The 1,124-nt window shown below is 45.0% G+C and carries 1 protein-coding gene; it reads left to right on the forward strand.

The window, feature by feature from the left end:
- A partial coding sequence (locus tag L4D76_RS28595; protein WP_428444198.1) for a hypothetical protein occupies window positions 1-705 on the forward strand: 705 nt, incomplete at its 5' end.
- Window positions 706-1,124 lie beyond the last annotated feature (419 nt).

Consider the following 1,124-nt stretch of genomic DNA (forward strand, 5'->3'; position numbering starts at 1 on the left):
AAGAAGGACGTTAAACTCACCATTGATGATATCAAAGACGGCAAAGCCTACCAGGCAAAGGAGATCACCTTTGTTTTGAATGAGCTGGTTGCTATCCACTCAATGTATCTGCAGAAGAATTTCACCCGTATTGACCATAAAATCGGTGGTAAGTTATCACCAAAGGCCGAGAAGCTTTACTCTACCCTCAAGATGGAGAGTAAGATCACACCACTGGAGCCTGGGCTTACAATTCAAAACCGAGGTACTGAAACGTTTGTCAAAGTCGGTGATCTTGACTACTGGAATACGTACTTTGATGTTAGCCACAAGACCATTAGGCGTCTGATTGATTCATTCCGTGTCCACAAAGAGATCACCGAAAAGACTGAACTATGTGTTCATATTGAAGGTATTACGCTAGGTAAAGGGAAAAAGTACGATGCCTTAAGGGTCATCTACTTTGAGCAGACGAATATAAACTATGAAGCCCTGGCGAACAATGTCAAAGAAGCCGTCAAGCCGACTCGTAAGCTCAAGCGTCGTCCACCTAAAGTGCCGGTAGGCTCCCATCGCGAAGGTGAGTGGGCTCGGGAGAACATCAAGATCCTTTCAAACTTTGAGTTGGAGTTGAAACGTGTGGGAAGAAAGTTACCAGCAGAAGATGTCAAACGCATGAAGCGTTACCATACCATCATCGGCCAGACCTATACCTCACTTTCTTAGTTCCAGCCTCTCACTGCTCACTACAAGCTTCTGGAGGGTATTCTATTCAATAAGTACCTTTCAAATAGCCCCTACTGACAGTAAATATAGGGGCTGCATCTTGGCTGTTAGTTCAGTTCGATGTTCCTATACCTAGAACACTTCAGTTTTCGTCGGCCAATGACAGTAAAAGTAGGTACAACACCATAGGTGGTGGCCGGTACTGGTGTCGCTATACCTAGAAACGTACAGTTTTCATCAGCCAGTGACAGTAAAAATAGGTACTACACCATAGGTGGTGGCCGGTACTGGTGTCGCTATACCTAGAAACGTACAGTTTTCATCGGCCAGTGACAGTAAAAATAGGTACTACACCATAGGTGGTGGCCGGTACTGATGCTGCTATACCTAAAACACTGCAGTTTTCATCGGCCAGTAAC

Source organism: Photobacterium sagamiensis (assembly GCF_050337085.1).
In the GTDB taxonomy this organism is placed as follows: domain Bacteria; phylum Pseudomonadota; class Gammaproteobacteria; order Enterobacterales; family Vibrionaceae; genus Photobacterium; species Photobacterium sagamiensis.